Below are 16,525 nucleotides of genomic sequence, written 5' to 3' on the forward strand. Positions count from 1 at the left end.
TCAATTACCTGTTTGCAAGCGTTGAAAGATCAGATTTCCGATAGGTATGGCCGAAGTGGCTGCGGGAGACGGCGCATTACACACATGCAGCACGCGTTTTGACTGCTGGAATTTAAAGTCGTGAATAAGCTTCCCGTCTCGCGAAACAGCCTGCGCCCTTATTCCGGCCCGGTAAGGACGAAGGTCGCTTTCCTGCAAGGAAGGGCAATATTTCCTGCATTTTTCAAGATAGCTCTTCTTGAACAGACTATCCCTCATTTCTTCCAGGCCTGACGAAAGATGGGCTGTGATTACTTTCCAGAAACCTGGAAAAGCCGCATAGGTCGCCATATCGCGCAAATTGGCCGAGAATTTCGAATAGCCCTCACGCGACAAGCCTAGAACGGCATTGGGACCGACGGTCAGGCTGCCGTTGATCATCGGCGTCAGATGAATGCCAAGAAAGGGCATTGAAGGGTCCGGCACTGGATAGATCATGCGTTGGACAAGTTTGCTAAGCTCAGGCCGCAAGGCGTAATATTCGCCGCGAAACGGCACGATCTGGAAGTCGACATCGACGCCGGACCGGCGTGCAAGACGGTCTGCCTGCAAACCGGCACACGCGATAACCTGTCTGCTTTCCCAGACCTTGCCGCTCGCATGGACCCACACAATGTCGCTGCGTTCTTCAATGCGGTCCACACTGATATTGAACTCGATATCACCGCCTGCGGCGCGAATGAGTTCAGCGATAACACGGCAGACCGCGCGATAATCCACAATGCCACTTTGCTCGACCAATAAAGCGCCAAGTCCGGTCACAGCGGGTTCGAATTCGCGCAACTCTTCGCCGCTCAGGCGACGGCAGGTGATGCCGTTCGCAGCCGCATTTGTTTCAAGCGCGGTGAGGCGCTGCACTTCGACATCACTTGTCGCCACTACAAGTTTCCCGGGAACTCGATAGGCAATGTTGTTCTCTTCACAGAACTGCTTTGTCATGCGCTCGCCAGCGCGACAAAGCTCTGCCTTGAAGCTGCCGGGCTGATAATAGATGCCGGCATGAATCACACCGCTGTTATGGCCAGTCTGATGCATTGCAACGGCATCTTCCTTCTCCAACACCAGAATGCGGGCCGAAGGCTTCTGCCGGACAATGGTGAGGGCTGTGGCAAGGCCGACTATGCCACCACCAACCAGGCAATAATCATACATGAGAGAAACCGATGTTTGTTGTATGATGCATCATATACTAATTGCACGAAGCGTTATGGGCGTCAATCGGGTTTACTGAGCGCAGTCCCCTTATGTATCTGCTGCCGGCAAATTGATTTGCTGCGGTCGTTCACAGAGGCGACTGCAGACAATAATTCAACCGGAATTTAGATAATGTGCTGACGCCAGAAGAACTAGGCCCACGCTTCATCGCTGTCAGGATCAAATTGAAATCCGGAAGCGAAACTCTGCGGGAGCAATCAATGCGGCGGTTGATCGCGATCTGAACATTTCCAGAATGACCTTATTCCGTGCTCTCGCTGATCAAAGCGCCTGTCACGCCGATCCCGAGTTCAAAGGAGTGTTCAACCAGGAGTGATTGGCAGGATATGCGTTCAAACGTACGCCGTGCCAACGCAACAGAAGGACGACTAACGAACATGAGGGCAAATTCGAAAAGCACAGTTTGGACGATTGGGACCCCTCTTGTCATAGTCGGGGCAGGGCTGCTGATTTCGGTCGTCGAGGCTGCCCAACACTTTGGGGCTGGAGTTATCGCAATACGGATTTTTTGCCGCCTCAGCGAAATGACTCTGGGACGATGCACCTTAAACCCGGGGACAGGTGGCTTCACAGTCTCAGGCGAAAAACTTGCTGCGTGCCCGAAGTTGCAGCTCCGATCGATCCGAAGCACAGGCTAGATAGTCGCGCTTTCAGACGTCGCAAAAGTCAGGCTGGCCGAACGCGCCGGGTCTTAAATTGCGAGTGGCGGTGTCTGGCCAGCGTCTACAAATGCAGGGTGGCATTCATTCGGTCATGCAGGCTTCAGCTAATCTCGATCATGTTCCCACAACGTTCATTGAGTTGGCCAAAACCGCAGTTTCGGGCCGACTGGAGCATATTGTCAGACAAACATATCTTGCATCAAATGTCGGTAAAGGCCGAGCGGTTTCGTTCAAGCTCCATGCGGGTGCGGCGGATGTGGCTGTAAAGAGCTCTTTCGGAGTCCTCAACATCTCTTCGTTTGATCGCTTCCATCAGAAGTCCATGCTCGCACTGTATGATCCAGAAACGCTCCCGGCCCAACAACATTGTATAAGCACGCCGATAGTGCTGGGTGGTATTCCAGATGCGCTCGATCATTGGAATTAGGGTAGGCATGGCAGTCGCGCGATAACTCGCGAGGTGAAACTGGCGATCAAGCCGCAGGAACTCTTCCACATCCGTCGTGGCGTCTATAGCGCGACAGATCTCCTCAAGGCCGCGAATATCCTCATCGGTCAGGTGCGGGAGGCTTTCGCCAAGCGCCAGCGGCTCGATCCGCTCGCGGATCTTCCACATCTCCACACACTCATCGATATCGACACGAGCGATCCAGACACCGCTATTGGGAACTATGACGACTAATCCCTCGCTTTCGAGTTGCTTGAGAGCTTCCCGAACGGGCACACGGCTTGTGCCGAATTGTGCAGCAAGTTCCTCCTGCCGGATGCGCAGCCCGGGGGCGAATTCTCCGCTGAGAATCTTTTGACGAATTTCCCCCGTTACCCGAAGCCCCAACGTGGTTTCATTCATAAAATGGTCCTTCCATGATCTGACAGTGCATCAGACAAGCCAGATATAGCAGACAATATTTGCCACACATCTACTACTTTTGCCGTTGGAAAGATGGAGATTCAGGAAGTGGATCCCAGTGGCGTCCAGAGGTGGCGCGTCAGACCTTTCTCATAAGCCTTGCCGTTCGGGAAGGATACGAGTTCGAGCTGCATACCCCAGGGCGTCAGGAAATAGACCCAGGTCTGTCCTGCACTCGGGCCGTCTGTTCGTACCACCGGATCGCCAAGAACCCGGACATCATGCATGTGCAGATACTCCACAGCGGAATCGATATCGTCGACATAGAAAGCGAGATGATGTCCTCCAACGTCGCTGTTGCGTGGTTGGACCAGGTTCTGGTCGGGTGACGAATACTCAAATATCTCGAAATTGGAGCCATTGCCGCAACGCAGGAATTGCAGCTTCTTCATGACAGCACGCGGATGCACATTGAGAGCTGTCTTCATCCAGTCCCCGTCTGACGAGAAAGGGCCAAGTTCATAGAATGGCTCGCAACCAATGATGTTTACGAAGAAGTCCACCGCCTCCTCCAGATTGGGGACGGTGAAACCAATGTGCTCCGTACCTTGCAGACCCGGTATGCCAGTAGCGTGCATGACTGCTTCATCCTGATGGCTGTCACTCATGTCCGACATTCCTCACCTTTCACGTAAATGTATCCAATCTATCTATAGTTCATTTAGAAATCACCTTTGTCGAGGCGTTATATGTCATTTTTCTCTTTTTTTTAAAAACATTGGATACATTAGATTGACAGTTCGCCAAGAAAGTGGAAGCCTAGCGGCGACAAAACGAGAATAAATGTGGGAGCTGCTCTGGCCTGATCAGGGCATCCGGATCGCCAGTATCGCGCATAGTTTTTGACCACTGTCTGCCGCTTGCGAGCCTCTCGCAGGTGATAGCCGGACTTTGTCTGTAGAGGAAGAAATGCCGCAAGCCCTGACTGTATCGAGTTCCACCCGCTGGCTAGAGTTTGGCACGACCAGGAAAGATTGGGATGCGGAAGACGCTGCCGACCTGGAAACGATGCTCTCTTCGCTTCATCTGATCCGGGCATTCGAAGAAGCAGTCCTCGAGCTTGCAAATGAGGGGCTTGTTCACGGCCCGGCCCATTCCTCTATTGGCCAGGAGGGTGGGGCGGTCGGCTCTATCCTGCCCCTTAGGACCGACGATCAGATCAACGGCTCTCACCGCGGACATCATCAATTTCTTTCAAAGGCCCTGAACTATGTTGCCCCTGATGGCCTGCCTGTCGGTATGGCATTTAACGGTTCCATCCGTTCTCTTCTTCGCCGTTCCCTTGCCGAAATCATGGGCCTCGCGGAAGGGTTCTGTGGCGGTCGCGGCGGATCCATGCATCTGCGATGGCAGGCCGCAGGGGCACTGGGCACCAATGCCATTGTCGGCGGAGGCGTGCCACTGGCTGCGGGCGCCGCTTTCGCTCACAAACAGTCGGGATCAGACGCGGTCGCGGTGAGCTATTTTGGCGACGGTGCGATAAATATCGGTTCGGTTCTGGAGACGATGAACCTTGCTGCAGCCTGGCGTCTGCCCTTGTGCTTCTTTATCGAGAACAACCGTTATGCGGTCGCGACAAACATTGAAGAATCAACGGCAGAAACGCGTCTGGCTGCGCGCGGACAGGCCTTCGCCATTCCCTCCTGGCACGTTGACGGAATGGATCCGCTGGCGGTCAATCTTGCAATGAAAGAAGCACTTGCGCATATGCGCGCCGGAAATGGTCCAGCTATCATCGAAGCCGATGTTTACCGCTATTTCCACCAGAACGGTTCCTTTCCTGGCTCTGCCTTTGGTTATAGAACCAGAGAGGAAGAGGAAAGCTGGCGGGCGAAGGATCCGCTGGATCGCGTAGCACGAGAGATGATGGCGCGTGGCCTTGTCAACCAGACTGGTATCGACGGGCTGAGAGCGCGTTGCAAACAGATCATGCAAGACGTGGCGGAAGAACTGACGGATCGCGTCGACAACCGTCGCATTATCAAAACGGGTTTGTGGCCGAAGCCGGACTTTTGCGATGTAGGTATACGTAGCGATGGATCCGAATTGTCCGACCTGCAATATGTCGAGAAATCGAACTTCACCGGCGAGATCGAACAACGCAAGTTCGTCGACGTCATTGCTGATGTGCTGGACCGGCGCATGGAATTGGACGAAGGCATCGTTATCCTGGGCGAGGATATTCACCGTCTGAAAGGTGGAACCAACGGTGCTACCCGTGGCCTCAAGGCGAAATATCCTGATCGCACCCTCGGGACGCCAATCAGCGAGAATGCCTTCATGGGCCTTGCTGGTGGGCTTGCGATGGACGGGCGGTATCGTCCGATCATTGAGTTCATGTATCCGGACTTCATGTGGGTTGCGGCGGATCAGGTGTTCAATCAGGTCGGCAAGGCGCGTCACATGTTTGGAGGTGACATGGCGGTTCCTCTTGTCCTGCGCACGAAGATCGCAATCGGTACGGGTTATGGTTCTCAACATTCCATGGACCCTGCAGGCATTTTTGCCACCTCGCCAGGCTGGAGAATTATCGCTCCGTCCACTCCATTTGACTATGTCGGGCTGATGAACACCGCGTTGGCGTCGAATGATCCGGTTCTGGTGATAGAGCATGTCGATCTTTATCAGACAATGGGCCCGGCACCGGTCGGAGATCTTGATTATTTCATTCCCTTTGGGAAAGCGTCGGTGCGCCGGAGCGGATCTGCTGTGACGATACTGACTTATTCCGCTATGGTGCAGGCAACGCTTGATGCCGTAGAGGAAGCAGGCCTTGATGCCGAGGTCGTCGATCTGCGATGCCTCGATCGTGCCAGCATCGATTGGGAAACCATCACTGAAAGTGTGAAGAAAACCAACATCGTTATGATCGTCGAGCAGGGGCCGCGTGGATCCTCCTATGGCGCATGGCTTTCAGATGAAATCCAGCGTCGATTGTTCGACTGGCTCGATCATCCTGTCGAGCGGGTCAGTGGGCGCGAAGCTTCTCCTTCAATCTCCAAAATTCTCGAACGGGCCGCCTATGCCGGGCGAGAAGAGATTGCGGCTTCACTGGCTACCCTGCCGGAGCGACATCATGCCTGAGTTTATGGTCATGCCATCCGTCGTGGCCAATGCGCGCGATGGCACCATTGCCCGCTGGTTGAAGATCGAGGGAGATGCCGTTGCTGCAGGCGAGGCTTTTGCCGAAATCGAGACGGACAAGGCCGTCATCGAAATTTCCAGCCCAAAAACCGGGCGCGTTGCCCGCATATTGCATGGAGACGGTTCAACAGTAGCGGTTGAGACACCTATCGGTATTCTGATGAATGATGGCGACACCGAGACTGATGTAGCACAGCTCCTCTCAACCTCCGTGTCTGCAATACCTGCACAGCATGAAGCGGTAATCGTTGATGCGAAGACAGCGCCGATAGTGGATATGCCGGGCAGAGATGTGAAGTGCCGTCAATTTGCCAGCCCGCTTGCACGCAGGCTTGCGCACGAAAAGGGAATTCTGCTCTCCGATATCAAGGGTACGGGACCACACGGGCGTATTCTTCGCGGCGATGTTGAGGGCTTGGAAGCAACCGTACGTTCGGTCTCTTCCCCGACCGTTCCCGTCACCCGGTACGCCACGGTAACAAACGAAAATGTAGCAGTTCCCCGACCGAACGAGGTGGTGATCCCGCATGTTGCCATCCCGCATTCCGCCATGCGGCGGACTATCGCCCAGCGTCTGAGTGAGTCTAAACGGACGATCCCACATTTTCACCTGCATGCTCAAATCGTTGTCGATGCGCTGCTTGAGCTTCGAAAACAGATCAATGCTATGCGTCCCGCAGAAGCTCGGCTCTCTGTTACCGACTTTCTCGTCAAGGCAGCCGCCGCGGCATTTGGCCGTGTTCCTGCCAGCAATGTCATCTGGACTGAAGATGCTCTTCTTAACCTGCAACGAACGGATATTTGCGTTGCTGTTGCCACTGATGGCGGGTTGATCACGCCGGTGATCAAGGATGCTGGCAAAAAATCGCTGTCCATAATTTCCAATGAGATATCCAGTCTCGCGCTGAGGGCCCGCAATGGTACGTTAAAGCCCGCGGAATATCTTGGCGGTTCGTTCACCATCAGCAATCTCGGCATGTACGGAGTGAGTGACTTCTCTGCCATTATCAATCCTCCACAAGCTGCAATTCTGGCTGTCGGCGCGATTGAAGAACGGATTGTATCTCGGGACAGCCTGGCCGTAGACGCCCGCGTAATGCGCGTGACGCTTTCACTGGATCATCGGGCGATAGATGGGGCGTTGGGAGCGCAATGGCTGTCCAGCTTCAAGGAGCTTCTTCAGGACCCGATGCAAATTCTCGTCTGAAACGAATACCTCGTCACAAGATTAATGCAGGGCGAGCAATGATCATAAAAGAGAGGAACAGTATAATGAACAAATATGGGAAGATGTTTCTGGCAACGGGCATCGCGATTGCAGCTTGCCTTTGTGGTGCCCATGCTCGCGATCTGACTGTTGTCGGCTTTGGCGGCGCGATCCAGGACGCTTTTCGTGAAGCCTATTTCACGCCCTACGCCAAGGAAAAGGGCATCAAGGTGCTCGAAGACACAACGAATGGCGGCCTTGCCAAGCAGAAGGCAATGGTTGACGCGGGAAATGTTACCTGGGACGTCATGCAGATGGAGGACGACGAGGTCACCATGGCGTGCGAACAGGGGCTGCTCGAGAATATTGACTGGTCGAACAAATCCCACGCGGATGAAATAGATCCCAGTCAGTTCAAGGAATGCGCTGTTGGCGCTCTGAGCTGGGCCAATATTCTGACCTATGACAAGACCAGGCTGACGGATGGGCCCAGGAACTGGGCCGATTTCTGGAACGTGGAAAAATGGCCGGGCAAGCGCGGTTTGCGCAAGACTGCGAAATTGACCATGGAAGTAGCCTTGATGGCAGACGGCGTGCCACCATCGGAAGTTTACAGCGTGATTGCCACGAAGGAAGGTCAGGACAGAGCCTTCGCCAAGCTCGATGAACTGAAGCCACACATCCAGTGGTGGGAGAGTGGGGCCCAGCCGCAGGAATGGCTCTCTTCAGGCGATGTCGTCATGACAACGGCCTATAATGGTCGCGTCGACAATGCCCAGAAAGAAGGGAAGGACTTCGCGATCGTCTGGGACGGACAGATAAACTCGACCGAGTTCTGGGCCATCATGAAGGGCACTCCGAACCTCAATGAAGCAACGTCTTTCGTTGAATTCATGATGTCGAAAGAGCCACAGACAACCTTTGCCAACAGTATCGCCTACGGCGTCAGCAACATCAAAGCCATGGAAGCCCTTTCTTCGGAACGGTTGGCGAAACTCCCGTCTGCCCCAGAAAATCTCAAGAACGCGGTACGTTTCAACTCCGAGTTCTGGATTGATCACGGTGAGGAACTGGCGGAACGTTTCGCCAGCTGGGTTGCCCAGTAAGCCGTCTGGGTAGTGGTAAAGGCCATGCCGGCCTGTTTTCCGCCGGCATGGTTCATGGAGGCATGGTTCTGATGACCTTGATCGATGAAGATACCGCCACGACCAGGGCAACTCGCCGGGAATGGGGGCGTGCCGGCAGACGGCGGCGCATGGTCTCCTTACTGCTGGTGGCACCACTCCTGTTCTATGTACTGATAACATTTATGCTGCCGATCGGCATGATGCTCTATAAGGCGGTTGAAAATGTTGAGCTGACGCAGGCTCTACCAGACACCGTGGCTGAATTGTCCCGCTGGACGGCGAGCGATTCAGCGGAGTTGCCTCCGGATGTTGTCTTCACGACTTTCGTGAATGAAATTTCCAGTGCTCCGCGCAATCTCGTCGCTGAGGCAGCCCGACGCTTGAACTACGAGGAGAGCGGTTACCGAACGCTACTCACCAGCACCGTTCGCAAGTTGCGTAAGCTGCCGGACAATCTCGGTGCGGACGGTGCGGCACGCCGTTTTCTGACCGATATCGACAAGAGGTGGGAAGAGCCGGCCTACTGGCACGCCATGAAACGAGCGTCGCCTGCCTACACGCCTTACTACATGCTTGCCGCCGTAGACCTTGCCATCGATGACGGCGGTAATGTGGTACAGGCGCCTCAAGAGCAGCGGACCTATATCGATATCCTCTTTCGAACGCTCAAGACCGCAGCTGTCGTTACTCTGGTTTGCGCTCTGCTCGGTTATCCGCTTGCCAATCTGATGGTCAGCGCTCCGAGATTTCTTTCGATCGCGCTTATCATCGCTGTGATGTTGCCGTTCTGGACATCGCTATTGGCTCGTACCTCTGCCTGGATCGTGCTGCTTCAACGCGAGGGGCTTGTCAACTCCTTGTTTGGCTGGCTCGGCCTGATCCGCCAGCCTCTGGAGCTGATCTTCAACACCACCGGGCTTTATATTGTGATGATCCACATGATGCTGCCCTTCATGGTCCTGCCTCTTTACTCCACAATGAAGGGCATTCCTCCTCATTTCATGCGGGCTTCTGCCTCTCTCGGGGCACATCCGGTCCGTGGCTTTCTCAATGTCTATTTGCCGATGACGCTGCCGGGCGTTGGAGCGGGTGTGCTGCTGACCTTCATTGTGACAGCCGGCTACTATATCACACCTTCGCTGGTCGCCAGTGCACGCGACCAGATGCTCGGCTATTTCATAGCCTTCTTTGCCAACACCACCATCAACTGGGGCATGGCGTCCGCGCTTGGGATCGTGCTGTTGCTGTGCACGGTTGCGGTCTACTCACTTGCCGCCCGCACGGTGGGCGTGCGTCAGCTTGCGGGACTAAAGTGAGGTCGCCAATGCCATATCATCGTCAAGCAAGGATCATACGGACACTCTACTACAGCTTTGGCGTGGCTATGATACTCTTTTTGGTTGTTCCACTCATTGCTATTATCCCTCTATCCTTCAGTTCCGGCAGTTTTCTTTCCTATCCGCTGCCGGGTGTGTCTCTACAATGGTACGAGCGGGTGTTTGAGAATGGCCCATGGCTGTCATCGCTCTGGAACAGTATGATCATCGGTTCGGTGTCGACTGTTGCCGCAACTATTCTGGGTACACTGGCTGCATACGCCTTTGCCCGCCGCGATTTGCCCATGCCAACCGCGATCCTGGGCTTTCTCATCGCACCAATGATCGTTCCGCCTGTCATCAGCGGGCTCGGAATGTATTTCCTGATGGCTAAGTTCGGTCTCACCGCCAGCATGCCTGGAGTTATCATCGCGCATACAGTCCTATCCGCACCTTTCGTACTGATCACCGTTACCGCCACTCTACAAGGCTTCGACATGGGACTGCTGCGCGCTGCGGCAAGTCTTGGCGCTTCACCTTTCAAAGCCTTTATGACGGTCCTTGTTCCGGTCATTGCTCCGGGTATCATCTCGGGAGCGCTCTTCGCTTTCATGACCTCGTTCGATGAAGTCGTCGTGACACTCTTCCTTGCTGGTCCCGGCCAACGAACGCTTCCCTTGAAAATGTTCGAGGGACTTCGCGACAATATCGAACCGTCCATTCTTGCCATGGCAACGTTCCTCATGATCGTCGCCACCCTTAGCCTCACCGCCGCGCTATTCCTCGTGAACCGCAATGCCAGAAATCTCGGAAAGGCATAATATGACCACAGAAAACAATGTCCACATTCCTAACCCACAGGCAGGCGTTGCATTCATTGACGGCCGCTACATGCCGGTCGCCGAAGCTAGTATTCCAATTCTTGATCGCGGCTTCGTGCGTTCCGACGCCACCTATGACGTCGCACATGTATGGAAAGGGCGCTTCTTCCGTCTCGATGACCATATCGAACGGTTCTTTGCCTCCATGCGCGGGCTTCGCATGTCACTCCCTTATACGCATGAACAGATCGCCGAAATCCTCATCGAATGCGTCAGCTTGAGCGGTTTGCGCGATTCCTATGTACAGATGACATGCACTCGGGGAATGCCACCGGCTGGCAGCCGTGATCCGCGTCTTTGTACCCAGCGTTTTTATGCTTTTGCCACGCCTTTTGTCTGGATTGCGAATGACGATCAGCGCCGGCAGGGAGTTCCCATGATTGTCAGCTCGGTTCATCGTATTGCATCGCAGGCCGTGGACCCACGCATCAAGAACTTCCATTGGCTCGACCTCACAATGGGCATCTTTGAAGCCTACGACAGGGATGCTTTCGTGGCCGTCCTGCGTGATGGTGACGGCAACATCACCGAAGGCGCGGGCTTCAACCTGTTCGTTGTCAAGAATAATGTTCTCTGCACACCAGAGAGTGGTGTTTTCGAAGGCATGACCCGACGCACAGTCCTGGAACTGTGTGAGCAATTGCAATTACGTTGCGAGGTCCGTCCGGTAGCCATTGATGAGGTTGTGGGTGCAGACGAAATCTTCATGACCAGTACGGCTGGTGGCATCATGCCGGTGACCACAATTGACGGCAAGACAGTAGGTGACGGCAAGCCCGGTCCGCTAACACGTCGACTGCACGATATTTACTGGCAGAAACAGGAAGACGGGTGGCTCGCAACTGAAGTGCCTTACAGGGATTGATACCGCGCAGACAATACTTCTCACCGGTACGCAAAACCAGAGAATATGTACCAGCCGTACGAAAGGTCATTCATGGAAACCGGCAAAATCGTTGAATTCGTCGGCGTGCAGAAAACCTATGACGGACGAACCGTTGTTATCGAGAACCTGAACCTGTCGGTGAATCAGGGAGAGTTTCTGACTCTTCTCGGCGGGTCCGGTTCCGGTAAAACAACAACGCTGATGATGCTTGCCGGATTCGAAACTCCCACTCGAGGTCATATTCTGGTCAAGGGGAAGCCGATTGAACACTTGCCGCCGCACCGCCGGGGCATCGGCGTAGTCTTTCAGAATTATGCTTTGTTTCCCAACATGACGGTAGCGCAAAATCTGGCTTATCCGCTGCGCATGCGAAAGATGAGCAAGCCCGAAATACAGATCAAGGTGGATAAAGCCATCGAGATGGTTCGCCTGGAGGGAATGCAAAACCGCCGACCAAGCGAGCTTTCCGGTGGGCAACAGCAGCGTGTTGCACTTGCTCGCGCTCTCGTCTTTGAGCCGAGCCTGATTCTGATGGACGAACCGCTTGGAGCGCTAGACAAGACGCTGCGCGAACACATGCAGTATGAAATCAAGCAAATTCATCGGGATTTGGGTGTTACGATGGTCTATGTCACGCACGACCAGTCCGAAGCGCTTGCCATGTCGGACCGCATTGCCATTTTCGAGCGCGGTTCGGTCGTTCAGATCGCCAGCCCGCAAGAGTTATACGAGCAGCCGGCAAATGTCTTCGTGGCGGGCTTTATTGGTGAAAACAACATCATCTCCGGACAATCGGAAGGGATGGATGAGCGGGGTTGTGGAACCATCCGTCTCGATTGCGGCCAGACAGTGTCGGCGCATCTTTCCTCCAGGTTTGCCAATACCGGCACCCCTGTGAAGATAGCCGTTCGACCCGAGCATCTTGTGATCGGCACAGCGGCGCAAAGCCGGACCAATCAGTGCAAGGGAACGGTCATAGACACTACTTACCTTGGCGATCATTTGCGTGCACTGGTGGATATGGGGCGTGGGCAAACGATGGTGGTACGCAAGCCACTTCTGGATTTCACCACGAGACCGGCGGCGGGCGATCAAATTCTAATCGGTTGGAACGAGAGTGACGGACGAACCTTCTTGTAGGCACCGGCTCAACTTTGAACAGGATTCTCGAGTGCGCCATAACCGGAGCCGACCTTATTGATGCAATGGGGTGAGCAGGGGCGGGGAGCGCTTCTCACATTCAAATCAGGAGTTTAAAATGGCTTCGACGACTGGCACAGTAGGAGTGTCCAAACCGAACAGCTTCGAACCGTCGAATGAAATCGTTGCAATGCTAAAGGAGCGTGCACAGTTTATTCGTCTTGAAACCGTTCGTCTCATCGAGATCGCAAGAACGGGTCATTACACGTCGGTATTTTCTGCGGCGGAGATATTCGCCGTACTTTATTACGACGTTTTGCGTATCCGACGTGGCGAACCGAATTGGGCTTCCCGGGATCGTTTCACAATTGGTAAGGGTCACGCCGCGGTTGGTCTGTTTCCGATCTATGCGGATCTCGACTTTTTCCCGAAAGACTGGCTCGACAACTATACCCGTCTTGGCAGCCCGCTCGGCGATCATCCCGATATGCGTAAAGTTCCCGGTGTGGATTTTTCATCCGGTTCGATTGGTCATGCGCTTTCCAATGGACTTGGTATGGTCCTGGCGCAGCGATGGACAGGCGAAGATTACAAGGTCTTCTGTATGATGGGCGATGGGGAAATGCAGGAAGGCCAGGTATGGGAAGCCGCCATCAGTGCTGCCCATCACAAGACGCGCAACCTGATCGCTATCATTGACCGGAACGGATATCAGCTGGACGGCAAGGTGGATGACGTCATGACCATCGAGCCTTTGGATGAAAAGTGGCGTGCCTTCGGTTGGGAAGTCCATGTCGTTGACGGGCATGACGTAGCAGCGACAACTGAACTTCTGCGGCGAATACGCGCCGACAACGAGCGCCAGGTTCCTTGTTGCATTATAGCCAGGACGGTCAAGGGCAGGGGCGTATCTTATATGGAAAACGAACCGGGCTGGCATCTTGGTTACCTTGATCCGTCGGATGCCGACGCCGCTATCACTGAAATCAAGTCGCGGGAGATCTGACCATGAGCCGCATCCTTTCCCCCAATTCCTGGCAGTATCGCGGCTTGAACGCAGTCAATCCGGGCCTCGATCATCTATCGAACGGCCTTATCGATCTCGTGAGGGCTGGACACAACGTCGTCGCAGGGTCTGCCGATCTGCAATATTCGAACGGCCTCAATCGTTTCGCATCGGTCTACCCTGATCGATATATTTCCTTCGGCATTTCTGAACAGAATATGGTGAGTGCTGCGGCTGGTATTGCGACCTGCGGCGTCACACCGTTTGTTGCCACTTTTGCTTCTTTCATCGCATTGCTCGCCTGCGAACAGATCCGCATGGACGTTGCTTATTCCGCACAGCCTGTGCGAATGATCGGCCATCACACCGGTATATCCCTGGGCTTTTACGGGACGTCGCATCACGCGACCGAAGATATAGCGACGACGCGCTCGATTGCTGATCTCTCTGTTGTTTCGCCTGCAGACGGTGCCCAGTTGGAAGCCGCCATTCGAGCCTCGGCCGACCATGATCGTCCGATCTATTTCCGTATCGGTCGTGGTCGCGATCCAGTTGTTTACGACAAGGATACGAGATTCGTGTTCGGCAAGGCGCACGAACACATCCAGGGGGAAGAGCTGACGATCATTGCTTGCGGTATGGCTGTGCACGGCGCGCTTGAAGCGGCCGGTGCGATGAATGCCAATGGACGCTCTGTCGGGGTGATCGATATGGCTTCGATCAAACCCCTGGACCGGGATACTATTCTTTCTGCTGCTGCGCGCACGAAGAAAATAATGACGGTCGAAGAACACAACGTTCTGGGCGGGCTTGGTGCGGCTGTGGCGGAGGTTCTGGCCGATGAAGGCGCTGGAGTCAAACTCAAACGTCACGGAATCTATGACGAATACAGTCTCATTGCACCGCCGACTCATCTTTATGCGCACTATAAGCTGGACGGCGCTGGCATTCGCAGCGTTGCAGAACAGTTTTTGATGGCGAACTAAGGCGGAGCGGGATAATTTTCATTGACCCGCGTGTCGAAGATACTTGCAAACTCAGCGTCATAGGAGACAAGTGTCGTCGGCTGTAGCGAGCCCACTTGATTGGCCTCACGTAATGCAGTCTTGATTGATAGCGAGTATAAATCGTCGGTGTTCCCTTACGGTTGAATCGACGTCAATATATTTGTGCGCCGCGTCTGGACATTGGCGGGCGCGCATTGCTCTTGACTGCCGTTCAGCAGACTTAACCGGAACGAACCGCGTCGTTGGCCGGATGGCCGCTTCACTAATGGCTTCACATAAGCTGGCGGGATCAATCGAACTGTATACCCCAGAGCCCCAATCTCTCGGCACCAATGATGACTGCTGGAACACGCTTCCATCGCCACCGTGCAAGCAGGCTGTTTGGCGAAGAATGGCAACAATTGCTCTCGTCATCACTGTCACTTCCGTGGACCTGAAGACATTCTTCGCCAGTTCCAAACCAACTGTAGTAATCTCTTCCATGGCCGCATCCACCTCAATGGCACTCAACGCATCTATTCTGCCACATGAAAGCCGTCGGAGGGGCGTCCATCCCATCAGAGCCGAACGCAAGTGTTGGCGACTTTAGATTTCGTCAACCAAATCGGCGCATCCTACCTTTGTCGTCTATGAGTACAGAGTTGGCGACAAAACTACAGAAAAGCCCGCCCAGCAGCCGTCTTTCGCTGAGGCGGGCTTTCTCATAGAGGCTTGCTCAGGTGCGCTGAAAACAGCGAGTGTACAGCAAAGGCCGTTTGTTAACGTCGGATAGTGGGCCGGTTTTGCCGGGGAGTAATGGGGTGAGCAGGCCAGGTCTCGTGTCGGCTGCGCGCGCGAGCCACGAAACCTTTCATTTCTCTGGTTGCAACAGCGCGGCCTCGCCCTCTGCGGCGACAGCTTCGAGTTGAGCGATCCTGCGTGCTGAATAGCGCTTTAGAGCGTTTCACCTTTTAACGGAACCATATCCGGCGTTTTCCAAATAGTTTTGGCATTCGGCGGGCTGGATGGTTTCGACCAGCCTGCCGATATGACGCCATGTGTCTTCGATGGTGCGCTTTTGTGCATTTCTCATCCAATGCTTGATCTTGGAAAAGGCTTGTTCGATCGGATTGAGGTCCGGCGAATAGGGTGGCAGGAACCAGAGGCGCGCACCGGCGGCTTTGATCAATTGACGGATGGTTGCCGACTTATGGCTGCCGAGATTGTCCATGACGACAATGTCGCCTGGCTTGAGCACCGGGACCAACTGCTGCTCGACATAGGCGCGGAAACACTGGCCGTTCATCGGTCCGTCGAAGACACAGGGTGCTGTAAGCTGATCGTTTCTCAAAGCGCCCAGGAATGTCAGCGTGCGCCAGTGGCCATGCGGTGCAAATGCCCGCAGTCGCTTGCCTTTTGGACCCCAGCCTCTGATCGGCGACATGTTGGTCTTGATCCAGGTCTCATCAATGAAGACCAGCCGTTCGGGATCAAGGTGATTTTGCAGGGTCTTCCAGCGCTGTCTTTTGCGAGCGACGTCGGCACGAGCTTGCTCAAGGGCGAATAGTGTTTTTTTTGAAGCGCAGCCCTTCACTGCGAATGAATTCCCAGATCGTATTGTGCGAGACGGAAATACCCCGCTCGGTCAACGCCGCCTTCAGGCCATGGAGTGTCAGGTGTGGGTTCTCGGCGAGCCGTTGCACAATGATATCACGATGCGGTTCGAGTATCCGCTTGCGGTGGCCGCCCATCTTGCCGGGATGAACCGATCCGGTCGCACGATGGCGCTGGGACCATTTTACGACTGAAGATGCGGCAATTTCAAACCGCGTCGCCACTGAACGAACGCTTTCGCCACTCAGCACGGCGGCAATAACGCGCTCTCGAAGATCATTCGATATCGGTGCGGTCATCCAACGCTGGCCTCCATCCAGCCAGCATCAGTGAATCAGAACAAAACTGATTTGGGAAGCGCATTCGATTCAGAGAAAAACGGAAACGCTCTA

The 16,525-nt window shown here is 54.5% G+C and carries 13 protein-coding genes and 2 pseudogenes; 9 read left to right on the plus strand and 6 right to left on the minus strand.

Annotation, left to right across the window (positions count from 1 at the left end; all coding sequences use genetic code 11):
* The 3 genes from lhgO to AAE521_RS20810 all read right to left on the minus strand — a co-directional run bounded on the left by lhgO (position 1) and on the right by AAE521_RS20810 (position 3,434).
* On the minus strand, positions 1-1,191 hold the full coding sequence (lhgO, locus tag AAE521_RS20800; protein ID WP_342062312.1) for an L-2-hydroxyglutarate oxidase: 1,191 nt from the start codon (positions 1,189-1,191) through the stop codon (positions 1-3).
* A gap of 924 nt (positions 1,192-2,115) precedes the next feature.
* Positions 2,116-2,766, minus strand: a complete 651-nt coding sequence (locus AAE521_RS20805; RefSeq protein WP_342062313.1) for a GntR family transcriptional regulator — start codon at positions 2,764-2,766, stop codon at positions 2,116-2,118.
* Positions 2,767-2,867: 101 nt separating this feature from the next.
* Complete coding sequence (locus AAE521_RS20810; RefSeq protein ID WP_342062314.1) at positions 2,868-3,434, minus strand: VOC family protein; 567 nt, start codon at positions 3,432-3,434, stop codon at positions 2,868-2,870.
* A gap of 301 nt (positions 3,435-3,735) precedes the next feature.
* Between AAE521_RS20810 and AAE521_RS20815 the strand changes: the two genes are divergently transcribed.
* The 9 genes from AAE521_RS20815 to AAE521_RS20855 all read left to right on the plus strand — a co-directional run bounded on the left by AAE521_RS20815 (position 3,736) and on the right by AAE521_RS20855 (position 14,519).
* Entirely contained in the window at positions 3,736-5,910 is a 2,175-nt protein-coding gene (locus AAE521_RS20815) for an alpha-ketoacid dehydrogenase subunit alpha/beta (protein ID WP_342062315.1), read from the plus strand.
* Positions 5,903-7,177 (plus strand): dihydrolipoamide acetyltransferase family protein, encoded by a 1,275-nt coding sequence (locus AAE521_RS20820; protein ID WP_342062316.1) that lies wholly within the window; start codon positions 5,903-5,905, stop codon positions 7,175-7,177. Before AAE521_RS20815 ends, AAE521_RS20820 begins: the two co-directional genes overlap by 8 nt.
* 65 nt (positions 7,178-7,242) lie before the next feature.
* Positions 7,243-8,283, plus strand: a complete 1,041-nt coding sequence (locus AAE521_RS20825) for an ABC transporter substrate-binding protein (protein WP_342062317.1) — start codon at positions 7,243-7,245, stop codon at positions 8,281-8,283.
* 71 nt (positions 8,284-8,354) lie between these two features.
* On the plus strand, positions 8,355-9,620 hold the full coding sequence (locus AAE521_RS20830) for an ABC transporter permease (protein WP_084094067.1): 1,266 nt from the start codon (positions 8,355-8,357) through the stop codon (positions 9,618-9,620).
* Positions 9,621-9,688: 68 nt separating this feature from the next.
* The gene (locus tag AAE521_RS20835) at positions 9,689-10,441 is read left to right on the plus strand and encodes an ABC transporter permease (RefSeq protein ID WP_342062318.1); all 753 of its coding nucleotides are present in this window, start codon (positions 9,689-9,691) and stop codon (positions 10,439-10,441) included.
* Between the two features lies 1 nt (position 10,442).
* Complete coding sequence (locus AAE521_RS20840) at positions 10,443-11,366, plus strand: aminotransferase class IV (protein ID WP_342062319.1); 924 nt, start codon at positions 10,443-10,445, stop codon at positions 11,364-11,366.
* Between the two features lie 72 nt (positions 11,367-11,438).
* The gene (locus tag AAE521_RS20845) at positions 11,439-12,527 is read left to right on the plus strand and encodes an ABC transporter ATP-binding protein (RefSeq protein ID WP_342062320.1); all 1,089 of its coding nucleotides are present in this window, start codon (positions 11,439-11,441) and stop codon (positions 12,525-12,527) included.
* 118 nt (positions 12,528-12,645) lie between these two features.
* Complete coding sequence (locus AAE521_RS20850) at positions 12,646-13,533, plus strand: transketolase (protein WP_342062321.1); 888 nt, start codon at positions 12,646-12,648, stop codon at positions 13,531-13,533.
* Positions 13,534-13,535: 2 nt separating this feature from the next.
* On the plus strand, positions 13,536-14,519 hold the full coding sequence (locus AAE521_RS20855; RefSeq protein ID WP_342062322.1) for a transketolase family protein: 984 nt from the start codon (positions 13,536-13,538) through the stop codon (positions 14,517-14,519).
* A 26-nt stretch (positions 14,520-14,545) separates the two neighbouring features.
* Here the strand turns inward: AAE521_RS20855 and AAE521_RS20860 are convergent.
* The 3 genes and pseudogenes from AAE521_RS20860 to AAE521_RS20870 all read right to left on the minus strand — a co-directional run.
* Positions 14,546-14,721: pseudogene (locus tag AAE521_RS20860) on the minus strand (RES domain-containing protein); the annotation flags it as partial.
* Positions 14,722-14,732: 11 nt separating this feature from the next.
* Positions 14,733-15,023 (minus strand): annotated as a pseudogene (locus tag AAE521_RS20865) (IS110 family transposase); the annotation flags it as partial.
* Between the two features lie 460 nt (positions 15,024-15,483).
* Positions 15,484-16,432, minus strand: a protein-coding gene (locus tag AAE521_RS20870) for an IS630 family transposase (RefSeq protein WP_144405900.1) whose coding sequence is annotated in 2 segments (ribosomal slippage) — positions 15,484-16,095 and positions 16,097-16,432 — 948 coding nt in all. Because the reading frame shifts where the segments join, the coding sequence is not laid out codon by codon here.
* Between the last annotated feature and the right edge of the window lie 93 nt (positions 16,433-16,525).

Source organism: Brucella cytisi, from assembly GCF_038433355.1.
In the GTDB taxonomy this organism is placed as follows: Bacteria; Pseudomonadota; Alphaproteobacteria; order Rhizobiales; family Rhizobiaceae; genus Brucella; species Brucella cytisi.